This window comes from Kaistia sp. SLG-1, assembly GCF_059699055.1.
In genome coordinates, this window is record NZ_AP048544.1 from 5,104,175 (window position 1) to 5,123,336 (window position 19,162).

Here is a 19,162-nt window from a genome sequence, read left to right on the forward strand (position 1 = left end):
ACAGAGGACCGCAGCATGAATACCTCCGAAGATTTCTGGCAAGGCATCGCATCGCTTACCTACGCCAACGAGGCCGAGGTCGAGACCAAGCTTCTCGCTCCTCTCCTGGACCATCTCGGCTATGACCGAAACATCCATATCGCGTGGAAGTATAAGGTAATTTTTCGCTCGGGCACAAAAGGCCGCAAGCATGAGGCCGATATCGCCGTGTTTTCCGGTAAGCCGCACGGTCGCGATACCTCGCTGATCGCAATCGAGGCCAAGACTCCCGGCAAAGCATTGGACGACGGGAAAGAGCAAGGTGAATCCTATGCTACACACCTGAAAGCTCCATTGCTCATCACGTGCAACGGGGTGAGGTTCGAAGTCTGGCAACTTCAGCCGACGCTATCAAGCGAGCTCGTTTTTGAATGCACTGTCCTGGATCTCGAGGCAAGGCGATGGGAGGTCGAGCGCCTATTGTCGATTCCCGCGGTCGTGGCATACGCGAAAAGTCTCGCGCACAAGCCGCTTAGGCAGGTTTTGGAAGATCTCTCGGCTTATGAGGACGCGGAATACCAACGATCGCGGCAATATCCGTTCATTTCCCGTCGGGCGCGAAACGGCCGGCGAGAGGACGTCGACATCGAGGCAATCGCCAGCCAGTTCGAAGGTGGCGTCGTCGTCTACGCACCGTCGGGTTATGGCAAGACCAGACTCGCCGACTATCTCGCCGCCCGTGCAATCGAGAACCGAACAGCCGGAACGGACACCCGTTTGCCAGTGCTGGTGTTCCTGCCTGACGCGCCGACCGAGAGTTTGGCTTTCCAAAACTTCCTGACCGACCGCGTGACCGCCCACTGCCCGCACTTCATCCGGGCTGCGGCTGTCCAACTGATGAAGGAACACGGTATCACTATCATCGGGGACGGGTTTGATCGCGTGCCCCTGGGAGATAGGGTTGCCTTGGAAGGCACCCTGGCCCTGATGTGCAGAGACTATCCCAAGACGCGCCTGCAAATCCTCAGCCGACCCCACTCCCGACTTCAAAGGCTCGAGGTCCCTGAAGTCGAACTGCTGCCACTCAACGACGAGGAGCAGTTCGAATTGAGCCGTACTGTCCTTGGGTCCGAACGTGCAGCGCGGGGCTTCATCCGAGACGGAACTGCTTTTCTCAAGTCGCTATGGCCGCATCCGCTGTTGTTGGACCTCTCGCTAGAACACTATCGGGCGAGCTGCGAGATGCCGACCCGCATCGAGACCTTGTTCGAGAGCTGGCTCGACCGCCTCTTGCCGAGGTCGATGCCAAACGTACGCAGACTGCGGCTGCGCGACCTGCTGACGCTCATCGCGCAGGCTACCACAGCGGCGCCGATGCCGGTCGTCGCACTGATGAAGCTGGCTCACGATGGCGGTTTCGAAGAAACTGACCTGGAAGAGCTCTTCGCCAATGACGCCCTATATTCGCGAGATGGAGGCGTCGAGCTTCAGCACGAGGCACTGTCCGACTATCTGCGAGCCGCCGCCCAGTTGCGGTCCCCGGCACCCGAAATCATCGCGTCACTGAAACCGGAGACGTTGGTCGCCGACAGTAACTACCCTCCGTTGCTCATGGCACTGGCATCGTCAGCAGAGCTGCAGGCGGCCATATGGGCGCGCATCGTCGCGGTTGACCTGAGAGCCGCGATGATAGCGTTGCGATATCGCGCAGACGTGTCGTCGTCTTATGCAGGCCCGAATGGCGCCGAGACTATCTTGTCCGGAATACTCGCCGGTATCGAACTGCCCCTTCAACGCCATCTGCCGACCATTGCGGACAGGGTGAGGCAGCACCTCGCAGGGCCGCATGCTGACCTCCTCGGTATTCGCGGCGATCTGGAGGGCAAGACCCAACAGCTCACATACGAATTCTTCGCCCGTGCGAACGACGGGGCGCCTGTGCAAACCTCCGCTTTGTCCGAGCAGTGGATCCTATACGGAAAATGGCTAGGCGGCATGGGCTACCGTGTCGACAGCGGCGCATTGATCGGAATGACCCATCTGCGCGATGCGCTACTCGCGCTGCTTGATGCCTGTCGGCTAGAAGGGGGCTTGCTGTGGGTCGAGGAGCGCACTGCCATGAGGCTGCTCGATCTCAAAGGCAGGTATCGCCTCGAATGGAAACCGGGGGCTTCGCTCAAGGACCTGCATCAAATGCTCAAGCCATACGGTGCACAGTGGATCGGCGGTGGCGCCCTGCTCGGCCGTCGACCTTATCCGATGATGGAACTTTTGGGCGACCTCGATACCCTCATCCAGGGTCGGGTCAGTCTCGAGAAGCGGCTCTATACCCGATCCCCGAACGAGCACGACTTAAAAGCCGACCCCGAGGGCCTGCGGGCACTGCTTGTTGAGCATTTCGAGCGTACCCAGTTGCTCGTGAAGGAGGTCGTGGAAGCAAGCTTCACCGAACTGACCGATCACTTCCCCCACTTTGGCGTCATGCCAATCCGCTTCGATGTAGTAGTGCAGCACGATGTGGATCAGTACGGCGACTACTCGCCCAACACGCAGTATACTTGGATGCCGACCGCCGACTGGGGTCAAGCCGGAGCCAAGGTCGTTTTCGCTGAAAGGCTAACTGACCTTCGAGAGGCTGATCCGTGGCCGCCAGCTATGCAGGCACTTGGCCGCTTAGGGCGGAACACCGCCGGCCCGAGTTTTTCAATGGGGACCTCGTACAGCTTATGGTCCTATTTGTCCGGAAGCGCTGGCCGGGGCAACGACCGGTATGCGAGCTCGGCATTGCGAGCCGCCAAGAAGGCATTGGGAGATGACATCAAGATGCTTTTCTCGGATTTACCTTATCGGGATCGCGCTCCCGATAAGGTGCGGAAGTAAGCAGGTTCCGGTGACGGTGGAAGAAAGCGCTGTTCTTGCGTTGAGCGCTATAGAGGCCGGTCTAGGCGATCAGCTTCTCATCAGCCAGGCTCGCGGCTGGTACGATCCCGCCCTGCCAGGGGTAGGGACTCCCAGACCCTAAACGGTGGTCAATACCGAACCGATCCCGATGCTAGCGCGAGCCGGCGTTGGCGATGAGGCGATCACCCAGTTGTTCACCGAAACCCATTTCTGGCGTCCTCTCGCCCTTGAGGCTCGACACCATCTCGGGATGGGGAACTGCCTAGAGCCTGCAACATACCTGGAATTGATTGCGGCGCGTACGCTTTTGGGAACTGGCCGAGTCAAGTCGAGTAGCGGGAATGAGGGCGCGAAGCGGCCATTGCACATTGGATAGCTGCCTGTCCGCTTCCCCCCCAAGACCGACAGGCAGGGAACATGCGCGTCGAAGCGGTCATCCGCGATGAGACGGATAACCGCTTAAATTCAGATTTCGGTTCGCTCCGTCAGGAGCAGCGCATCCTCCACGTCGACCCTAAGGTATCGGATCGTGTTCTCGATCTTGGAATGACCGAGCAATATCTGGATCGCACGGATATTGCCTGTCTTGACCAGGTCGCAGCAGCGAAGCTTGCTGTCTATCGCAAGGTCGAACAGAGCACGGTCACGAATGCGGCGCTGACTATCGAGAAAGAAGCGAACGGCCCAGATCTGCTTCTGCGTAAGCGGACGCTTCGTGCCCACTTTCTTGCCGGCGTTCCAAGCTGCGCGCTCGCGGCTGGCATCATCATATTGAGAATGGCCCATGTGAGTTCTCCTCGGCCTTGATTGGCCGAGTATGAAACGCGCGTGTCACAACCGTTCGGGGGCCGATTCCGAACGGTCCGGTTCTGAGGAGCGCTCGCGGTAAGCTGCCATTCTGGGGCTGCCCGATCGGGCAAACTCGGCCTGGTCAGCTTTCGACCCCCATCACGGTCATTTGCGAGATTCTAAACCAATGGCAGCTTCTGGCCCACAGCCGACGTCTGGAATGTCTGCTCGTGGACGATCGTCGCAAAATTTATCCCCCTCCGATTTCAAAGCTCTTCAATGGCTCAAAACGCATTCAGCAACGCATATTCTGTCAGGTGGGCCGGCACACCCAGCGATTCCATGCGCTTACTCAGCCCATCAAGATCCCCATAGTAGCTGACCTTCCAGCGCACCCGTTTGACGTCGATATTCGCGATGACCTCCTCAAAATACGGGTGATCAACCTCCGACGCCGAATGACCCATCACAACAATCCGATCGACATCCGACAGCCCGGCAAAGAAGGCTGCGTTATTCTCGATGACTTTGGCGGTGGGTTTGAACGTGTCCCTGAAGTAGTCGTCGACAATCCCCTGCCCTTCGACGACACGCATATCCGCACCCTCCGGATCCTGCTCGAAACGGTAGGGATCCGGGTTCGGATCGGGCTCCCATCCATGGCCCAGCACCAACGTCTCCGTTGGGTTCGCCGCCGCTCCATGGATGTGCAACACGTTGATATCGGGAACCCCATACAGGCGTTGCAGCGACGGCGTGTAATTGAAGTTCAAGAAGACCGCCGACGGATCGAGTGGCACGCGCTGCCCGCTGAACTCAGCAGCCCATGGGACAGGAAGCTGGCGTATCCATTCGGCGAAACGCAACCGCAGCGTCGTCGAGATCGCCTCGACCGCCTGCTGAATCTCGTACTGGTAATCGTGGTGGTATGCGTCGCTCCAATCCTCGGCACCATATCCGACCAGAAAGTTGGACGCGTCCTCGATTAGCGAATCGCTGTCGAAAGAGGCCAACCGATCCTCGAATTCGGCCCAGAACTGAGCATCCATCTCGAAGTATTTTTTGACGACCTCATAGGTCTTGGCATCCGACCGCCGGAGATACTCGCCGAACGCCTTATAGGATGATGGAATTCCGTGGTGCAGATCGAAGCCGTTTCCGATGATGTAAAGCGTTTTCCCCATCCCAGCCCTTTACTGTTTTCCCCTTTGCCAACACATTCGCTCATCTGCGATGCACTTCAATCGCTCACGTCCATATCCGGCTCCGCGATCAACTCCTCCGCCAATTCCGAAAGCCAGGGCGAAACATCCTCGATCTGAACCGCGCTGGCGTGAGCCGCGTAATAATCGCCGACCGTCCGGAAGCGCTCCCCGAACCGCTCCGTAAACATTCTCTGCAGCTTGGCGTTTCTGCTCAAGACGCTCGACATGGCGCGACCACCTCGCAAGAACCTAATCGCATGCTCCGTTCCGAGCAAATAGAGGTGCTTGCGCTTCGACGTTGGATGCTCCGCAAGCAGCAGGTAATCCTTGAAAACCGAATTCTGACGGATCGTCTCGGGCCCGCCTCTCCACTGAATGAATTTGAACTCGGCAACCCGAACATTCGTCTCCAGATCGAAATCGCGGCCCGTATTTCCCGCACCGAGAGACACAGATTCGACGCGCTCGTCCGGCTCGAGAATATGTGGCAGGCACATGAGGATGCCGAGCGCGTGGATTGTGACATTGATCTGTCCGGCAAGTCGCTTCATGCCGGCCGCGGCCGCCAATACCTCACGGCCAGCCCCGGCATTTGCGATAAAGCCCGTGCAATCGCCGGCCGACACGCCTCCCATCGCGCCTTCGATGCGCGATAATGTCCGCGTCAGATCCGGCCCGGTAAAGCGGCCGAGCAGTTTTACGATCTCAACAGGATCCGCAGTCAATCTGCTCACCCCAGCTCGGCGCGCATCCACTCTGTCAACTCTTCGTTCAACGCAGCGTCGACATAGACAACGCAACGCGGCGCGATCCCCGCCTTCACGTCGATCACCAGATGAAGCCCAACCAGATACCCGTAAGCCCCGGCCTGCTCCGTCATTCCCTTTAGTTTCCAGATGTCCCCTTCGAAGTCCTTGTTGCTCGACTTCTTGACCTCGACGACGAGCACATTTTCACGCTTCCCGACCCGATGTACGATCAGGCAGGCACGATCGCGTCCTTCCCAATCAACTCATCATCGCTCAGGTCATAGCGAAGGCGCTTGATCACGTCCTCGCGGCGATTCCATTCCAAATCGATCGACCAGCCGGCATATTCCCCATGCAAGAGATCCCGGATCCGAGCGACAAGCGCCCGCTCGGAAGGATCCGCATAGGCAATATTCTTATCCTGCAGAAGGGCACGCACCGCGGTCGCGAATACTGAAAGTATTTCTTGCAAATCATCCCTCATGACGTTCATCTACCATGAAATACCTCAATGAAAATCGGGGCCGTGACAGTGAAAAACGAATGTGGCTGTCGGAGGACAAAACTCAACCCCCTCCGCCCAACCTATACTCGTACCGGTGGCAACGCGCTCTCGCGAAATTCTGTTAGGCAGCCTCAGCCATACCACTTTTTTCGGAGCTATTTTCCGTGACCGAACAGCAATCGCGCTCATCCCAATGGCTTGCCTGGATGCTCGACTATGTCGACGCCGACCGGCGGTTCACGGCAGAAGGTCCGGTCGATGTTGCGTCAGACGAGGAGCGGGAGCTGATAGCGCTCAAAATGGCGCTGTACGCCCGAGCGCTGACGCTGTTCGAGGGCACCCTGCTACTGCTCGAAAACGATCGACAGCTTGATTTTCGCATCCATTCCCGCGGCCTCCTTGAGGCCACGATGTATCTCATAGCGCTGGACCAGAATTCGGCTTTCGTCGCAAAGATGAAGGATGACGACTTCAAGAGTCGGCGTTCGCGGGCCATTCTTCATCTCGATGCAAAGACGTTCAGCGGTACGGACGACGTCAGGCAACAGTTGCAGGAATTTGTCGATCAAGGGCTCCAGGGCGCGAAGGCAATTAAACTCGGGACGCTCCTTGAGGGCAGCGACTTCGATCGGCTTTATCGCAGCTATCGCGATATTTCCGGTGACGCGGCTCACGTGAGTGTCACGGCCCTCAACCGGCACTATATCGAGCATCCAGAAACCGGCTTGGCAACTCTGATCCTTCATCCCGAGCTCGACGACGACGATTTTCACCGCACAATGACAGAGCTTGGCATTTCAATGACGATTGCCACTCTGCTCATCATGAAGATCAAAGCAAAAACTGAAGTTTGGGACGAATTTCAGACGCTACTCCAACGCTACCGGGCCTTGGGAAGCCAGCGACACCGCGCCGACCAACCGTCACCGCAGGATGAGAACGCCTAAGAATTTCAAGTTCAGTCTCTGGGGAGAGTTCAGATGGGAAATTTCATTGCAGCAGTTCACGGCGTTCGACAGGTACTCGTCGGACGAATCGTCACGATGGATGGGAACGGCACAATCTATCCTCATGGCGCGATCTGCATCGAAGCCGACCGCATTGCCGCCGTCGTCGCCGACCCTGCTCATGTCCCAAACGAATTCGCAGGCATCACGCCGATTGACACCCACGGGACGATCTACCCAGGCCTGATCGAACTCCATAACCACCTGAGCTACAATTTCCTGCCGCTTTGGAATGTCCCGAAGCTCTACACCAACAGAAATCAGTGGCGCGAGCACGAACCCGACTACAAGGTTTCGATCTCCCTCCCCGCCAATGTCATCGGCGGCAACGTTGATGTCGATTACCCCCGCAGCATCGCGCGCTTCGTTGAATGCCGGTCGCTGCTTGGCGGGACGACGACAACGCAAGGCCTGAGCCGAGGCGGCGGCTCAAAATGGTACCAGGGCCTGACCCGCAACGTCGAAGCACCGCGCGACCCTGCCTTCCCAGCCGCCAGCGGCCAAACACTGGACTACACCGCAGCCGAGATCGCATCTGAACTCGTCCCGGCGCTTCAGAAGGATCGCCCCTTCTTCTATCACCTCAGCGAAGGAACCGATCAGGACGCGCGCCAGCGCTTCCTCGATCTCGAGTATGCGCCCAACACTTGGGCTATCGATCCGGATCTGATCCCAATCCATTGCACCGGGTTGCAGGCGGCCGACTTCCAACGCATCGCCGCTGCGGCTGGGATGGTCTGGTCGCCGCTGTCCAACCTCCTCCTTTACGGAAAGACCGCAGACGTCGCTTCAGCCAAAGCCGCAAGCGTGCCGATCGCACTCGGATCCGACTGGTCTCCGAGCGGCAGCAAGAACCTCCTGGGCGAACTCAAGATTGCACGTATCGTCAGCGACCATCTGGGAGGACTGTTCTCTCCGGAGGAGCTGTCACGGATGGTGACATCGACACCCGCGAAAATGCTCGGCTGGCAGGGCCAAGTCGGTAGCGTTGAACGCGGACTGAAAGCGGATCTGTTGATCCTCGATGGTGACACGGGCGACGCCTATGCGCAGCTCATCGACGCACGAGAGAGCGACGTACTGGCTGTGCTGATCAATGGAAGGCCCCGGCACGGTCGCCTTGGCTTCCTTGACTTCGACGCCAAGGAACAGGAACGCATCGTTATCGGCGGGAAGGATTACGTCCTCGACTTAGCCGAAGCCGGCGGCGATCCGCTTGCCGGGCTCTCACTTGGTACCGCGATCGCAAAGTTGACGTTCGGCCTGGCGCACCTGCCTGAGCTCGCAGCAAGCGCTCCTTCGCCTACGATCATGGGATTTCAGGCAATCGAGCGTGATGCGATCACAATCGATTTCGAGTTGGAAGACGATCAGCAATTCTCGACATTGCAGGACATCATGAGGGCCGCGGCGCCGGTGTTGAAACCTTTGCCCATGGCGCCGATCACGTCGGTCGACGATTCCGGTTTCATCCCCGCGTTGAACGCCAACATCAACCTCCCGGCCTATGTGAAGCAAGCCCTCTAGCCGGCCCCAACAGCAGAAGGCGACGTAATGCGAAAAATCCCGCAGTGGGAGTTCGATTTCTATGCTTTATCACTCCCCCGCGGCCACGGCTTCGGCGACGAGTCTCCCGTCGGAGCGTGGGGTGGGTCGGATGGCCTCGCCTGCGGGATTGTCACCCGGAGCGTCGCGACCAAGACATTTGGCACGATAGTGATGCGCCGGCGCGTGGACTCCGTCTGGACCATCACAGGGGAAGCTAACGGTTTCGGCTCAATGGATGAGGCAGTCGAAGCTTTAGAGCCGTTCCTGGCCGAGGGGATACCGCCAGAACCTGTCCCGTCTGGCGTCGTCGCGCACCCGCCACTCTTTGACCTTAAGGATCGTGAGCCGAGCGATTCATTTCGACTGCTTGCAACTGCTGCGCGTCAGCCCGCCGCATGGGCGCTGAACCAACTCTATCTCGCCCTGCCGAGGCCCGACCGCAATTGGGTCAGCGACTGCCAGACCACCAATTTTCACACTCGCATTTGGGAGGCTCAGCTCCTCGCATCGTTTCGAGAACAAGGGCTGCTTGTCGAGCAGCCGTTCGAGTCGCCCGATTTTCGGATCGAAAGCCGCCTTGGCGGCGAAGCTTGGGTCGAAGCAGTCACGGCGAACGCGCCGGTGCCCTACAATCACGTCAATGCGCCATTCGCGGAGATACCAACGGACAGGGAGGAGATTTTCTTCGGAAGCGTCGCACTGCGCTTTGCAAAGACGATCGGCAACAAGCTCGCGAGACGGTACGATCAGCTTCCCCATGTCACTGGGAAACCCTTCATCCTGGCGGTCGCAGACTTCCACGCGTCTGGTTCCATGATGTGGAGCCGTGAGGGACTGATCGGCTATCTACAGGGATCCGGCGCGACCGTGGCCGAGGTAGACGGTTATCTGCAAGCCGTGCCGATGCCTGCTGAAACGCTTCTTGGCCCTGCCCAATTTCCGGCGGGTCTGTTCGCAAATGACCAACATGCCGAGCTTTCAGCAGTAATTTTTTCCAACGCTTGCTCAATCTCCAAGCTAAACCGAGTGCCGATCTCTGCATCGGCTGCGCCCGCCGGCTACCGCTATACCAGGATGGGAGAATTCTTTGATCGGGCACCAGGAGCACTGAGTGGCATCCCCTTTTGCCTCGACATAACCAGCGACGAGTATGGCAATCTTTGGCCGCATCGATACGAACCCTGGACCGCCGAAATCGAGGTCTTTCACAACCCGTTTGCCCTGCATCCAGTGCCGTTCGAACTGCTGCCGGATGCACAACATTGGTTCGAGTTGGATGGCGATTGGCAGTGTAAATCAGTCTACGAGGCATCGATCCTGTGGTCGCAGACACGGATCACAGACGCCGATAAGCCGGCCCCCACGCTGCAAGATTTTATGGAGGGAAAGAAGCGCAGCACTGACACTTCTTCATTCGGCGATAGATGAAACCGAATCGGCGAACGCCGAGCGTCTCGGCAATGAGGGCAAGCGTCACGAACGCCGAGACTTTTATCCCAGAGATACAAACCGGTAGGCGAGACAGACTTCGCGCGACAGGCGTTCTGCTTGGATGTTCGCTTTTCGGCTCGGCGCCAATGATGGCAATTTGCGCGAAGCCGCCGTTGAACACTGAGGCCGAGCAGGCTCCTTGGCACCCAATGCACCAGCGCCCCGGGCGCTAGTTCAACTTCATCCGCCCATGCAAGGCGTATCGTGGCCGTTTCCAGCTACGCTGGCGTGAGGATGTCCAGCACAGAGGCCCGCGTCTTCGGCGGCAGGCGCCGGAACAATATGAGCAGCTCCTGCTCTTCGCGCACCGTCAGGTCGGTCCGCACCAGGCTCTGCATGAGGTCGTTCTGCCGGTTGGTGTCGAGTTTGCCGTAGTGGACCATCGAGGTGTCCAGCTTCTCATGACCAAGATTCTGGCTCCACGCCTTGAGCTCTTCCCAGGTCGCACACATCTCAAGGCCCAACAGCATAAGCGTGCGGCGAACCGAATGAGGGTTGATGTAGTCGATGCCGGCGGCCTGGCAGGCGTCCCGGAAGACCCTGCGAAGGGGGCCAGTCGTGACCCAGCCCGTCTCAGTTTCCGGGGTCGTGTCGCCTGGCAGCCGATGACGGGGCTTCGCCGGGAACAGGGGATCATCGGGGCCCGCTCCAGCTTCCTGTCGCTCCTTTAACCACGCGACCACAATCTGCTCGATATCCTCGCCCACCGGGAACCAGGTGGTGAGCATGTTCTTGCCGAACTTAGTGTTCACCTCGCGTGCATCCTGATCAATCCGACGCTCGAGAAGCTTCACATGCTTACACAGCATCGAGATGACTGCGCTGACGCGCATGCCGGTCAGATAGATGAACGCCACCAGCGCCCGATCGCGCCGTTCCAACACGGTCTTGTCACCGATGGCCGTGATCATCGCACGCATATGCTCCGGCGTGGGGGGTGCCTTGTCCGGCTTGGACTTGTGGCCCATCAGCGCCCGCCGCAAGGCGGTAAGCCGGGCAACAGCCTCCGGATCGACCTTCCAACCCTTGATGGTCGTGAGCCAGGCATAGAAGGCCTGCAGGTCGTTCATCGTGTGTACAATGGACGAACTCGAAAGGGTCCCGGCACCAGCCTTCGAGGAGCGCACATGCAGCTGGTCGGAGAACGCCTTGGACTGCGACTTGGAGAGGCGCTCAAAATTCTTGCCGCTGATGAACCGTTCGAGCTCGCTCAGGTGGCGCATGACTGCATCGATGGTCTTCTCGCTCAGCTTCCTGGCGTCGCGCAGGTGCTCGATATAGGCGTGCCGCAGTCGCTCATTCGACGGGTTCATGGATAGCCTCCGATTCTTGGGGGATTTGCACAACCTCACCGGCGCGGCGAGGACGATAGTAATCGTCGTTCATGGAGGTCAGATTGACTCCCAACTCCGTGAGAAGCTGGACCTGGCTACGTGACTGATAGTTCCCGTTCGGCTTGCCGCAGGACGGACACGACCAGCTCAGGCTTCCTGCGTGCTCGCGGTCCCAGCGGAATTCGGCCGATTGGCAGACCAGCGAGACGATGGCCTTGCAGGCGAAGCAGAAGAATTCTCCCGGGCGACAGTCTTTCCGGGCCCTTTTCCGCCTTGCCGCATGGAAGGCGTTGAGGTCGCGTCCGCGGAACAGGATCGGCCGTCCGGGAACATAGACCAGCCCCTCTTTGATCCAGTTGGTAACCGTATTCCGGCAGACGTCATAGAGATCCATGACGTCTTGGCGGGTATAGCTCCAATCCTGCTTAGCCTTGCGGGAATAGAGGGTCTTGAACGGTTTCCGGGCCTCCTTCTTCGGTCCGTCTGTCGTCGGCCCCCGCGCGACCGGGTCGACAAGGCCGCTCACTTCCCGGGGAGACGTGGGCAGATCGAAAAGATCCGCCATCAGCGGCATCTCGTGCGGACGCTTGCTGCGATTCCTGATCATGGCGTGGAAGCCTCCAGGATCGCCCACGTGAGCTTGCCAGCCATGAGGAGGCGCTGCAGCTCATCCAGATCCGCCGGGAAGACGTCCTTCTCCTGCAGCCAGGCGAGAGCCGCCTCCGGATCGCGAATGGCTGGATAGGCAGGCTCGTCGCCGGCCTGAGGCGGGTCGGAAGCCTCGCACTTGCGAGGTTGCACCTCCGGCTTAAGGCGGGCCAAAGCCTGGCTTATATCCATGCTTGCAACAGGGCTTGTAGCCAGGCTGGTAGTCTGCGCAGTCGGCTGGCTTTCTCCGGGCTTTGTCTTGGCCTTGGCCTTCGCGTGGCCACCCTTCCTACCGGCGTTTGACAGCCGCTCCCGGGTGTTCATGGCCTTCTGACGCGCGAGGTGGGTAGGCTCGTGCTGCCAGTCCTGGCCAAAACGGGGCCGGATGATCGCTGCGACGGAGGACCAGCGCTCAGGGGCAACGCGGGCAATGCGCGCCAGCTGGTCGTCATCCACCGGAAGCGCCCCATACTGCCACTGAAAGGCCCGAAGCAGCATGGAGGCGCCATACTCTTCGGCGCTGAGGCTACAGGCTTCGGCCAGCTCGTCGACGGGCGAGATCGGCATGGGGAGAGAGCGGGTCACGAGGGCCCTCCCACCAATCCGGCCACGCCATCAGACGCGTGAACACATACGATCCTCGCCTTGAGGACGAAGGTGCCTACTACCGCGCGAATAGCAGGAATGGTCGGAAGAAGTCGGACACGCACGACCTTACTCCAACTTCCCATCATAAGCGGGCAACGCATCCAGATAGGCCCGGAGATCAACCTCCAGGACGACCGTCTTGCTGCCGATCTTGCGAGCCTTCAGCCGGCCGGCATTGATCTCCTGATAGAACTTCGTGCGGCTGATACCGACACGACGGAGGACATCCGCCACCGTATTGGCCACAGGCCGAGAGCCATTCACGCTCATGGATCGCCTCATTCGTTGCGACACTTAGGGATGTGTCTGAACGAGACTTGGCCGACCGCACGGACCCGAAATAGCCGCTGCGATTAAAATTCTGCGTCGATTAATTCTGCGCTGATTTGCGTTTGCGCCCAGCTGGCGCCCGCGGGGGCAGGCCGGACTGCTTCCGTGCCTCGGGCCAGATCTCGTTGACGAAATGGCGATTGTCGACAGGCCAGCCGACAAGCACAGCCGCCGCCGCTTTCGACATGGTCGGGCGCTCACTCAACGCCACAGCGAGGCGCGCAATGGCTTCTTTGGACTTGAGCTGCTCGCGAGCGACCTCAGTGCTTAAGACCGCAGGATAAGAGGTCTCCAGGAAGCGCAGGAACGAGGCTCGTTCGACGACGACGTCGCGATACGAGACATAGCTTCCGTCTGCCGGTGCCTCGTCATAGTCAGGCTCCGCGGCCTCTGGCCCGATGGCATGGGTGCAGTTATCCTCGTCGAAGTCCCGGTCCACGATGAAATAGGCGGCTGGAATGGTCTGTGGCTCGGATCCGAATGTGCTCGGCTCCAAGATCCACGGTCCATCGACAGGGGTTCCCATGAAGCGCAGATCGCCGGACCGGGCTGCTAGGCTCATCTTGCTGCAGAACGCAGCGTGGCGGCGTACAAACTCAGCCCTCCAGGATCGGAGGCCAGGATCGGGCTCGAGTCTTCGAGGCACTGACGCGTGAGCCTCGCCCTCTCCGTCATCCGACGGCTGGGTTCGGCCGAACTCTAAGCTGTCCTCGATATCGAACAGGATGGCGCCGGGTCTGGCAACGTCGGCGAGTCTGGGGCCCCGAATTGGTCCTTGGTCCGTGTCCAGGATCCACTCGTCGTCCGTCATCGACAGCGCGCCAGCCTCGATCTCAGACAGGGGCATCTGCCCCTCGTAGCGGATCGAGCGCACACCTCCGTAGAACGCCAGGTCCAGCGCGTCCGACAGCTCGACGAACTCGCCGCGCGGCAGGTCGCCCAGGAAGAATGTGAAACGATGTTCGGATACGTTATGCATGCTAACCTCCCCAATACCGAGGAGCCTAACTCGATTCCCGCCTCAATCGAGGCCGGCGCACAAACACCAGCGCATTTGCAAAGACACTATCGAACAATCGCGGAGAGCGGGCCACAGCGACTGGGACAGTGGTTAGGACAAGAATTGAGCGTCTGCCAAATTTGGCCGAAAGTTCAATAGCTTGGGGGAAGCTAATGGCGGAGAGGGGGAGATTCGAACTCCCGATACCCTTGCGAGTATGCCGCATTTCGAGTGCGGTGCAATCGACCACTCTGCCACCTCTCCGCGGTGGCGCTCAATCGGCGCGATTGGCCTGATACATGGGTCGGCGGGGGATGCCTCGATCGATGAGCCGCTGGCGTGCCGGTGATCCGAACCTGCCGCCCGCTGAGTTCCCCCTAGGTAGAATGACCTGACTGCGTCGCCAGGTCGGCTTGCCTGATACAGAGCGCCTATGGTCATGTGATGCTCGATTCGGGGATAGAATGCGGCGAACATCAGACATGAGCACAACCAAGTTTACCGCATATCAATCGGCATATTTCGCACACTATCTGACCCGGGAAGGCCTGGAAGAAGACGGCGGCCTCACTCAGTCCCTCTCGTCGGCGCGCGTCGACCTAAATCCACACCAAGTCGATGCTGCGCTGTTCGCGCTTCGGTCGCCACTCTCGAAAGGAGTGCTGCTGGCTGATGAAGTCGGACTTGGAAAAACGATCGAAGCGGCGCTGGTATTGTCCCAGCGATGGTGGGAACGCCAACGTCACCTGCTGTTGATCGTGCCTGCATCCCTTCGTAAGCAATGGGCGCAGGAGCTGCGCGAGAAGTTCTCGCTGCCGTCCGTCATTCTCGATGCCAAGCGCGTCAAAGACCTGACCAAGGCCGGAAGTCCAAATCCTCTGACCACGGGCGAGGGAGTGGTCATCCTCTCTTACGAGTATGCCTCACGCATTGCCGAACAGTTGCGGGCAGTATCCTGGAATCTGGTGGTGTTCGACGAGGCGCACAAGCTCCGAAACGTCTATAGAGCCGCTGAGAACTCGCGCGCGTCCATTCTCCGGAGTGCCTTGGCCGGCCATCAGAAGCTGCTCCTGACCGCAACTCCACTTCAGAACAATCTTATGGAATTGTTCGGGTTGGTGAGCGTCATCGACGACACGTTTTTCGGTTCCCCAGACGCCTTTCGGAGCGAGTTTGGCGGCCGAGAGAACCGTGCCGCTCATACACTGCTAGGGAGGCGCCTTGAACCCATTTCGAAGCGCACGCTACGGCGGCAGGTTCAGAAGGCGGGGTTGATCAACTATACCAATCGTATCCCTAGAACCTTTGACTTCACGCCCAGCCGGCTGGAGCAAGACCTCTACGAGCATATGTCAGAATACCTCCGCCGCGAGGACACGCTGGCCGTGGGGAAGAACGGCAGACATCTCGTGACGCTGGTGCTGCGAAAAATCCTTGGCTCCTCGTCCTTCGCCGTCGCTGCCACGCTCGACAAGATGGTCACCCGGCTTGAGCAGAAACTCTCGCTTAATGAGGAAGCCCTCAATGACATCGATGGCCTCGCGGAAGAAGCTGAAGATTGGCGAGAGGATGACCAGGGCGACGAGGTCGATGCACTAGAAGACGAAACAGACGATGCCCTCGATGACATCGATCCGAACCAACTCCGCGCCGAGATCGCTGAGCTCACCGGCTATCGCGATATCGCAGCGTCGATCCAGACCAACGCCAAGGGCAAGGCGCTGCTGGATACGCTGAGCGTCGTTCTTGATGAGATTGTCGACAAGGGTGGAGAGAGGAAGGCGGTGATCTTCACCGAGTCCGTTCGAACTCAGACCTACCTTCGTGAGCTATTGGAGACAAACGGCTTCCAGGGCCAGACGATTGTCCTCAATGGCTCAAACGCGGACAAGGACAGCAAGGCCGTCTATCAGGAGTGGCTCGACAAGCATCGCGGCACAGAGGCCGTTTCTGGCTCGAAGACGGCAGATATGAAGGCCGCCATCGTCGATGCATTCCGGGACGACCGGACGATCATGATCGCCACGGAGTCAGGTGCAGAAGGTATCAATCTGCAGTTCTGTTCCCTGCTGATCAACTACGACCTTCCCTGGAACCCCCAACGGGTTGAGCAGCGCATCGGTCGCTGTCATCGCTATGGCCAGAAGATTGACGTAACCGTCGTCAACTTCATGAACCGCAAGAACCTCGCCGAAGCTCGCATCGTTGAGCTACTGGAGAGCAAGTTCCGCCTCTTCGAGGGCGTGTTCGGTTCGTCCGACGAGGTATTGGGGGCCATCGAATCCGGCGTCGATATCGAGCGTCGCATCCTCGACATCGTGCAATCATGCAGGTCGAACGATCAGATCAACAAGGCATTTGACGAGCTTCAAAGCGAGCTGGTCATAGAGATCGATGAGGCAAAGACGGCCGCGCGGAATCAAATTCTCGCAGCCATGGACGACAAGGTGATCGAGCGGCTGAAGTTTCGTGAAGGCACAGTCAGCCAAACACTGACCGAATTCAAGCGCATCCTGCTCAACCTTGCTCGCGCTGAACTGCCCGAGGCTAGGTTTCATTCCGACCACGTAGAACGATTCGACCACGGCGAGGATACATATTCTACGGAGTGGCCCGAGGCCGATAAACGCGGCTGGCGCTTCTTCCGCTTGGGAGACGGTCAACTCGCTGATGAACTCGTCCGCCGCGCCAGGTCCAGGGAGTTGGTTCCAGCCGCAGTGGAGTTCGACTACGACGGCTATCAAGGCAATTTGGCGGATCTCGCCACGTATCGCGGATCGAGCGGCTGGATGCGTGTGACTCGCCTGACGTTGAACACTCCCGCGAAGACGTTCGATGAACTCATCGTTGCCACCGTAACCGATGATGGCCGAACGATCGTTCCAGAGACAGCTGAGCGTATCCTGGTATTGCCGGCCGCCGTCACAAACGAGGCGCCAAGCGGCGCTCCAGAGGCGAATTTGGCGCGCACCATCTCCGGAAGCCAAGTCGCGATAACGATGCGAGCCCAAGAGCGCTTGGGCAGCTTCCTCGAAGAAGAGCAAGAGCGGCTCGACAATTGGCGCGAGGATGCTCGCGTTTCCTACGACGCACAGATCAAGGCGTTGACGAAAGAGGCGAAGGAAGCCACCAAGCTCTCCCGCGCCGCTCACAGCCTGGATGAGAAAGTGGCACTACAGCGAGAATCTTCAGCCCTCAAGCGGAAAGCAGACGACCTTCAGCACCAGCTTTACACCAGACTGCGAGAGATCGACGAGGAGCGCGAGCGCATGCTCGACGACATTGCGGCGAAGCTCATTCTGACGCCCAAAATGACGACACTATTTACGATCCGATGGAGCCTTGCCTAATGGCCACCAAAACCAAACTTGAACTGACCTGGATCGGCAAGGAAGTGCACCTTCGGCTGGAGCCACGCATTCTAATCGAGGATCCGCAGCTGTCACACCTCGCTTCGGTCCGGCGTGAAAAGTCAATTTTTGACAATGTCCTAATCCACGGCGACAACCTGCTGGCACTGAAGGCACTGGAATCCGACCCCAACGTGCGGGGCAAAGTGAAGTGCGTGTTTATTGACCCCCCGTATAATACAGGGTCCGCATTTGAGCACTATGACGACGGCCTGGAGCACTCCCTCTGGCTATCTATGATGAGGGATAGGCTAGAACTTCTTCGAAATTTGCTGTCCGACGAGGGCTCAATATGGATAACTATAGATGACAACGAAGGTCATTATTTAAAAGTTTTGTGTGACGAGATTTTTGGTAGACGGAATTTTATTGCGACATCCGTTTGGCAAAGTCGATATTCCAGATCAAACGACGCCAGCATTTCGATATCACACAACTTTGTCTTGGCGTATGCTATGAATCCGGACCTATGGAAGACGGTCAGAAATCGGCTAACAAGAACCGAAGACCAAGAATCTCAGTATAAGAATCCTGACAAAGATCCGAAAGGGCCGTGGAGAGCGATTCCGTGGGATGCTCCCAATCTCAGGGAAAATCTTAGTTATCCAATCATCACTCCGAACGGTATAGAGCGGCGACCACCATCGGGACGATGCTGGTCCAGAACTGAGGATCAATGGCTAGAAATAGTCAAATCTGGAAGAGCCTATTTTGGTAAAAACCAGAATGGTGCACCTTCTTTCAAGCAATACCTTAGTGAAGCGTCTGGCATTGTCCCAAATACCTGGTGGCCCCACAATGAAGTGGGCCATACCGATGAAGCAAAAAAAGAAATCCAAGCCTTGTTTGGCAGGCAGGCGGCTTTTGATACGCCGAAACCAGAGAGACTGATGCAAAGGATTATCGAGATTGCCACGAACCCTGGCGACCTCGTCCTCGATTCTTTTGCGGGCTCTGGCACCACGGGCGCCGTGGCTCACAAACTGGGCCGTCGCTGGATTATGGTTGAACTGGGTGACCACTGCAAAACTCATATTGTCCCTCGCCTGAAGAAAGTCATCGAGGGACAAGACACTGGTGGCGTCACGGACGCTGTCGACTGGAAGGGCGGTGGCGGATACCGGTATTTCAATCTGGCGCCATCTCTATTGGAGAAGGACGCCTTCGGACAGTGGGTCATCTCTAAATCCTACAATGCTGAGATGCTAGCCGAGGCCATGTGCAAGCACATGGGGTTCACCTATGCGCCATCGACTGAGCACTATTGGATCCACGGACATTCGTCCGAAGCTGATTTCATCTATGTTACGACCAACAGTCTGACACATGAGCAGATGGCTGCGATCTCTGCGGAGGTCGGCCACGATCGAACCCTCTTGATCTGCTGCAAGGCATTTCAGAACTCGAACGTCGATCGCCTTAAGAACCTAACCATCCGTAAGATCCCGGGGGCCATTCTTAACCGATGTGAATGGGGTCGGGACGACTACTCCCTGAAGATCGAGGTGCTGCCGCTGGTTGAAGACAATCTAGAATCTGAGACTGCAGAGCCCGCAGGCAAACAATCAGCCTCGCGCTCAACGCAGCCGACTCTCTTTAGCGATGAAAGCATCTAGAC

The 19,162-nt window shown here is 58.4% G+C and carries 16 protein-coding genes and 1 tRNA gene; 6 read left to right on the forward strand and 11 right to left on the reverse strand.

Annotated elements, in window-relative coordinates; genetic code table 11:
- Positions 1-15 precede the first annotated feature (15 nt).
- A complete protein-coding gene (locus AC6HZP_RS23605; RefSeq protein ID WP_497524812.1) occupies positions 16-2,859 on the forward strand; it encodes a type I restriction enzyme HsdR N-terminal domain-containing protein in 2,844 nt (947 codons plus the stop codon).
- A gap of 486 nt (positions 2,860-3,345) precedes the next feature.
- Here the strand turns inward: AC6HZP_RS23605 and AC6HZP_RS23610 are convergent, their stop codons facing one another.
- The 5 genes from AC6HZP_RS23610 to AC6HZP_RS23630 form a co-directional block, all read right to left on the reverse strand.
- Positions 3,346-3,666, reverse strand: a complete 321-nt coding sequence (locus AC6HZP_RS23610) for a hypothetical protein (RefSeq protein WP_497524813.1) — start codon at positions 3,664-3,666, stop codon at positions 3,346-3,348.
- A gap of 287 nt (positions 3,667-3,953) precedes the next feature.
- Positions 3,954-4,853, reverse strand: coding sequence for a bacteriophage abortive infection AbiH family protein (locus AC6HZP_RS23615; protein ID WP_497524814.1), 900 nt, complete (start codon positions 4,851-4,853; stop codon positions 3,954-3,956).
- Between the two features lie 56 nt (positions 4,854-4,909).
- On the reverse strand, positions 4,910-5,599 hold the full coding sequence (locus tag AC6HZP_RS23620; RefSeq protein ID WP_497524815.1) for a hypothetical protein: 690 nt from the start codon (positions 5,597-5,599) through the stop codon (positions 4,910-4,912).
- 5 nt (positions 5,600-5,604) lie between these two features.
- On the reverse strand, positions 5,605-5,823 hold the full coding sequence (locus AC6HZP_RS23625; protein WP_497524816.1) for a hypothetical protein: 219 nt from the start codon (positions 5,821-5,823) through the stop codon (positions 5,605-5,607).
- A 29-nt stretch (positions 5,824-5,852) separates the two neighbouring features.
- Positions 5,853-6,116: a hypothetical protein gene (locus AC6HZP_RS23630; RefSeq protein WP_497524817.1), complete on the reverse strand. Its 264-nt coding sequence runs from the start codon at positions 6,114-6,116 to the stop codon at positions 5,853-5,855.
- Positions 6,117-6,292: 176 nt separating this feature from the next.
- Here AC6HZP_RS23630 and AC6HZP_RS23635 point away from each other — a divergent pair, with 176 nt between their 5' ends.
- From AC6HZP_RS23635 to AC6HZP_RS23645, 3 genes are read left to right on the forward strand one after another with little or no spacing between them, the layout of a single operon-like run.
- Entirely contained in the window at positions 6,293-7,075 is a 783-nt protein-coding gene (locus AC6HZP_RS23635; protein WP_497524818.1) for a DUF5677 domain-containing protein, read from the forward strand.
- 33 nt (positions 7,076-7,108) lie between these two features.
- Positions 7,109-8,662: an amidohydrolase family protein gene (locus AC6HZP_RS23640; protein ID WP_497524819.1), complete on the forward strand. Its 1,554-nt coding sequence runs from the start codon at positions 7,109-7,111 to the stop codon at positions 8,660-8,662.
- A gap of 27 nt (positions 8,663-8,689) precedes the next feature.
- Positions 8,690-10,111 carry a hypothetical protein gene (locus tag AC6HZP_RS23645; protein WP_497524820.1) on the forward strand — a complete coding sequence of 474 codons (1,422 nt, stop codon included), beginning with the start codon at positions 8,690-8,692 and terminating at the stop codon, positions 10,109-10,111.
- Positions 10,112-10,392: 281 nt separating this feature from the next.
- Here the strand turns inward: AC6HZP_RS23645 and AC6HZP_RS23650 are convergent, their stop codons facing one another.
- The 6 genes from AC6HZP_RS23650 to AC6HZP_RS23675 all read right to left on the reverse strand — a co-directional run bounded on the left by AC6HZP_RS23650 (position 10,393) and on the right by AC6HZP_RS23675 (position 14,398).
- Positions 10,393-11,487, reverse strand: coding sequence for a tyrosine-type recombinase/integrase (locus AC6HZP_RS23650; RefSeq protein WP_497524821.1), 1,095 nt, complete (start codon positions 11,485-11,487; stop codon positions 10,393-10,395).
- Entirely contained in the window at positions 11,471-12,115 is a 645-nt protein-coding gene (locus AC6HZP_RS23655) for a helix-turn-helix domain-containing protein (RefSeq protein ID WP_497524822.1), read from the reverse strand. Before AC6HZP_RS23655 ends, AC6HZP_RS23650 begins: the two co-directional genes overlap by 17 nt.
- Entirely contained in the window at positions 12,112-12,741 is a 630-nt protein-coding gene (locus AC6HZP_RS23660) for a hypothetical protein (protein WP_497524823.1), read from the reverse strand. The genes AC6HZP_RS23655 and AC6HZP_RS23660 overlap by 4 nt, the downstream gene beginning before the upstream one ends.
- Positions 12,742-12,870: 129 nt before the next feature.
- Positions 12,871-13,074, reverse strand: a complete 204-nt coding sequence (locus tag AC6HZP_RS23665; RefSeq protein WP_497524824.1) for a helix-turn-helix domain-containing protein — start codon at positions 13,072-13,074, stop codon at positions 12,871-12,873.
- A gap of 100 nt (positions 13,075-13,174) precedes the next feature.
- The gene (locus tag AC6HZP_RS23670) at positions 13,175-14,113 is read right to left on the reverse strand and encodes a hypothetical protein (protein ID WP_497524825.1); all 939 of its coding nucleotides are present in this window, start codon (positions 14,111-14,113) and stop codon (positions 13,175-13,177) included.
- Between the two features lie 195 nt (positions 14,114-14,308).
- A tRNA-Ser gene (locus tag AC6HZP_RS23675) sits at positions 14,309-14,398 on the reverse strand.
- A 218-nt stretch (positions 14,399-14,616) separates the two neighbouring features.
- Between AC6HZP_RS23675 and AC6HZP_RS23680 the strand changes: the two genes are divergently transcribed.
- On the forward strand, positions 14,617-17,484 hold the full coding sequence (locus tag AC6HZP_RS23680; RefSeq protein WP_497524826.1) for an SNF2-related protein: 2,868 nt from the start codon (positions 14,617-14,619) through the stop codon (positions 17,482-17,484).
- Positions 17,484-19,160, forward strand: coding sequence for a site-specific DNA-methyltransferase (locus tag AC6HZP_RS23685; protein WP_497524827.1), 1,677 nt, complete (start codon positions 17,484-17,486; stop codon positions 19,158-19,160). Before AC6HZP_RS23680 ends, AC6HZP_RS23685 begins: the two co-directional genes overlap by 1 nt.
- Positions 19,161-19,162: the final 2 nt, after the last annotated feature.